This is a genomic window from Marixanthomonas spongiae (genome assembly GCF_003095375.1).
GTDB lineage: Bacteria > Bacteroidota > Bacteroidia > Flavobacteriales > Flavobacteriaceae > Marixanthomonas > Marixanthomonas spongiae.
In genome coordinates, this window is record NZ_QEHR01000024.1 from 1 (window position 1) to 4,145 (window position 4,145).

6 protein-coding genes are annotated in these 4,145 nt (G+C 30.0%); all 6 read right to left on the minus strand.

Annotated elements, in window-relative coordinates:
* Positions 1-322 precede the first annotated feature (322 nt).
* The 6 genes from DDV96_RS15665 to DDV96_RS15690 all read right to left on the minus strand — a co-directional run bounded on the left by DDV96_RS15665 (position 323) and on the right by DDV96_RS15690 (position 3,984).
* Positions 323-640, minus strand: a complete 318-nt coding sequence (locus tag DDV96_RS15665) for a helix-turn-helix domain-containing protein (protein ID WP_116695722.1) — start codon at positions 638-640, stop codon at positions 323-325.
* A complete protein-coding gene (locus DDV96_RS15670; protein ID WP_116695723.1) occupies positions 637-984 on the minus strand; it encodes a type II toxin-antitoxin system RelE/ParE family toxin in 348 nt (115 codons plus the stop codon). Before DDV96_RS15670 ends, DDV96_RS15665 begins: the two co-directional genes overlap by 4 nt.
* 284 nt (positions 985-1,268) lie before the next feature.
* A complete protein-coding gene (locus DDV96_RS15675) occupies positions 1,269-2,114 on the minus strand; it encodes a carboxypeptidase-like regulatory domain-containing protein (RefSeq protein WP_116695724.1) in 846 nt (281 codons plus the stop codon).
* Between the two features lie 216 nt (positions 2,115-2,330).
* Positions 2,331-2,711 (minus strand): hypothetical protein, encoded by a 381-nt coding sequence (locus DDV96_RS15680; protein ID WP_116695725.1) that lies wholly within the window; start codon positions 2,709-2,711, stop codon positions 2,331-2,333.
* Positions 2,708-3,202 carry a hypothetical protein gene (locus DDV96_RS15685; protein WP_133240871.1) on the minus strand — a complete coding sequence of 165 codons (495 nt, stop codon included), beginning with the start codon at positions 3,200-3,202 and terminating at the stop codon, positions 2,708-2,710. Before DDV96_RS15685 ends, DDV96_RS15680 begins: the two co-directional genes overlap by 4 nt.
* A gap of 236 nt (positions 3,203-3,438) precedes the next feature.
* Positions 3,439-3,984 carry a hypothetical protein gene (locus tag DDV96_RS15690; protein WP_116695727.1) on the minus strand — a complete coding sequence of 182 codons (546 nt, stop codon included), beginning with the start codon at positions 3,982-3,984 and terminating at the stop codon, positions 3,439-3,441.
* Positions 3,985-4,145 lie beyond the last annotated feature (161 nt).

Below are 4,145 nucleotides of genomic sequence, written 5' to 3' on the forward strand. Positions count from 1 at the left end.
CTGTAAAGGGTAAGCTGTTCCCGGTCTTGTCCTTGTTGGTATTCCATTCCTAAAGATAAGGCAAATTAAAATTATATCCTTGGAAAAAGGCTGCAATAATGGCATGGTTTTGAGACAGTCTGACGGTTTTGTATATGGCTCGTAGCGTGCAAATTAGCGGTAACTATTCAGTTAAGCACAAGCCGAATTTTTTAATTTTCTTATTACCTTTTCTTTTCAATAAGCCAAATTAAAAAAATTTGGCGGACTTGCAAATATTCCATAACTTCGACTAAGCAACTAACTAGCTATGAGTTATATACGGTGTTGTGTGTAGTGCTTTTTATTCAGTCGCTAAATCCATTTTTTGGTTCAGCAATTCCACGTTGAAATTGATTTTTGCGTTTAATGCTCTAAATACTTTTAAAATCGTTTCAAATCTTGCATCGGTCAAATTATTTTCGATTTTCGAGATTTGTGCTTTTTTTACGCCAATCAATTCTCCAAGTTGCGTTTGAGTCAATTTCCGTTCTTTTCGAGCCTGTTTAATCGCTTCTCCAATTAAGTCAAGTCGCAATTCATTTTCGTAAGCATCTCTTTCCTTTGTGCCTTTTTTTCCAATGTATTTGTCTTTTGCTTGTTCAAGTGTGTATGTTTTCATCGCTTCTTGTTTTTGCTGTCAAAATATTTGTTCATTAATTCAGTCGCTTTGTCAATTTCCTTTTTTGGTGTTTTCTGCGTTTTTTTGACGATTCCGTGAGTTGCGATTACAATAGTCACTTTATTGTCCGTTTTGTCCCAAAATGCAAAAAGACGATATTGCTTTTTGTTATATAATGTCCGAAATTCCCAAATATCCGAAGTCAGTTTTTTAAAAAGAGTATTGTCGGTTTTAACTTTCGCTTTGTCAATATTGAAAAGGATTTTCTCCCGAGCTTTTTTATCAAGTCCGTCCAAAAAATCAAAGACCTCTTTAAGAAACTCAACTTTAAATTTTTCCGTCATTCAGATATTAGTTTGTTACAAAGATAGAAGTTTCCTTTTTAGTAAACAAATTTAATTTTGAAAACGGTTTTTTGCATTACACACAACGGGATTATATATGGCAAGTAGCGAGCAAATATGGGTTAATTTTCAGTTCGTCACAAGCCAAAGCTTTTGAGTTTTGATTTTTAATTTTAGTTCAAAAAGCCAAATCAAAAGATTTGGCGACCAACCAAATATACCAAAATTTCCGGTTTAGAAAAGCTTAGCTATTTGTTATATATGTTGTTGGTTGTAGCTTTTTATCATTCGATAATACTGTAACTATATTTTAAATTGTAGTATTTCGAACGTCTTGATGTATATTTACTCGTATTTAACCAATCATTTTCCCAAGTTCTAATGTATGTTCTGTAACCTTTTAAATTATCAGTATAAAAAATAGTTGTTTCACTATTTAGCTCATTAGTTCTGCTACCCATAAATTCGATACCAAGATAGAAACCATTTTTAGGAATTTTAAAATTTAAATAAGAAAGATCAATTCTTAATTCTTTAGACTTATAAGGAAGTTCAAAGATTAAATCCTTTTTAAAAAATCTTTCTTTTGTTGGGTCGCCATTTTCTGCACGTTTGTAAAAATGAATTCTTATTTTATTTAGAGGTTGATTTTTTTGTTTAAGATAATATATTTCAAATGAACCAAAAATTTCATTTGGTTTATCTATCAAAATACCATAAGTTGTTCCTCTGGCAGGAGTTACCATATATTTTCTTTCTCTATTTCTATTCCAAAACCAATTCTGTTTTCTATTAATATTTTTGTTTTTATTAATTGAATTAATTACAATTTCCTCTAATTGATTAATATCTGGTTTAAGATAAATAGCAGTTTTTTCTTTAAAATCTCTTACTTCAATTGTGTCATTTACAAAACCCACATGTGAAAATATTATTTTCTTGTTACCATAACCTGTTGTATCTAATTTAAAAAGCCCACTCTCATTAGTATATATTCCTTTAGATTTATTCTCGACTTGAACCGTGCAATATATTAATGGTTTTTTTGTATCATTATTTAATACTTGTCCTGATATTTGATTCTGAGAATGAATAGAAATGCTTAAAAGTAAAATAAAATAAAACCTCATTTATTATTTATTTTGCTAATAGTATAACTAATTTTTTATTTGAAAATTATCGATTTTGAACTTTTAGTTTGCTTTTAACAATGTTTTATTTACAAGTTACAACCAACGGTTTAGTATAAGAATAGTAGCGGTTTCTGAAACGCTAACTTTTCGGTTAAACACAGACCTTTTTTATATTTATTTACTTTCGTTTTAGCGATAAAACCGCTATTATTTTTATACAATGTTGTACCCAGTTTTTTCTTCTTTTTTCCTTTTAAACATCAAAATTAAACTTGTGATAATGAAAATCAAAAAAGGTATTTGAAAAGCTAAATAATTGAACTTTTCAATAGGAACTTCTGTTAATCGTTTAATAATTGGTGTAATCATTAAAAAAAATGTCAATATCTTAAAAAATCTCTGTTTGTAATAATTCGTGAACACCATAATGAATCCGATTAGTCCAAAAACTGCAAATATTTGGTCGCTATTTCCAAATTCAAAACTTGTCCAAATTAGCCAAAACAAAAATGGAAGTCCAATTATTTCTCCCGTTAAAATAATTATGGAATATGAGGTCAAAGCAATTATTTTTAAAATTTTCTCTTTTTTCATTCCTTTTTAAATATCATTGCTTGTCCAGCATCAGGGTCTCCAAATCCGAAAATAATTCCATAAGGAATTTCATTATTCATCAGTCCAGCATTTTGTACATCACTTGGAAGTCCTAAAAGGTAAATTCCCCAATGTTTTTTTAAATTTCCACTTCCATCTCCAATAAAACCAACAGTCGAAATTTTCCATTCGCCAGTTTGAGTAATCAATCCGATATAAGTTGGGTCAAAAGTTTCAAAAACAGGTAAATTCACGACTTTAAATGTTCCGTTTGAATTAATCTCTATTTTCGGAATAACTTTTTGATAGTTCAATGAATCTTTAAATTCCGTAATATTATAATCCACTGTTTGTTTCTCAAAAACGTAAGTTCCAATTAGGTCAGATTCTTTTGGTTCATTTGTTGTGTATTTGTGAGCATATGGGTCATACTGACAACTTATTAAAATTGTCAATATTAAAAATCCGAAAATTTGATTCCATTTCTGCATTTTCTGAAATTGGGTACAACGGTCTGGTGTATGGCTCGTTGCGTGCAAATTAGCGATTAATTTTCGGTTGAGCCACAAGCCAGATTTTTAAATTTTACTATTTATTTTATTCTTGGAAATCGTCAAATTTAAAAATTTGGCGACTTTCCAAATATGCCTTAACTTCGATTAAGCAACTGAACAGCAATGAGCTATACACGTTGTTGTGGCACGTTTTTCTGCGTTTCAAACTCTTTTTAAATATCCAGTTTTATTTTCAGATGATATTCATTTGTTCTTCTAACTGGTCTATAACTTTCTAAAACTGCATCTGAATTATAAATCAGTAATAATTTGTCATTTGGTTTTATTTGAGCTCGCATTTTTTTAAGTGCGTTCGCTTTTTTGGTTTGGAAAAAAGATTTTGCAACATTAAATCCTTCGCCTATAAGTTTTGAAATTCCGTCGCTAGCATAAATGTCATTATCATTATAATTATCGTGACCAAATTCGACTTGATACTCGTCATAATTTATTTCATTAATCGCTCCATTTAGTAACTCCTTAATTCCGTACAGAATTGTCAAATCCGACATAATTCTGTTTGCTGATTCGAAGAGTGTAACATTTGGATAAGGTCCAGAATTTATTTTTTCCCTTTTCAAGTCCGTTAAAAATTTCAACACATTTTCAGACTGTAATTTCAGCGGTATATTTTCGAGTAAATTTAGATAATCGGCGATCGCTTTTTCAATATTCGTTTTATTCAGGCGATTTGGTATTTGATCAATTATTCTACTCAAATTTTAATGTTTTCACGGTTTTTTTTAAATGTGCCACAACGGCAGTCTGTCTCAAAACTACCAATTAATTCTCTTAAAAACAGTATTTTTCGGATTTTGGTGAAATCCATCGGTGTGCCGGCATTTTTTGAAAGTTGCTTTTACGTGCCCCCAAACAGTTT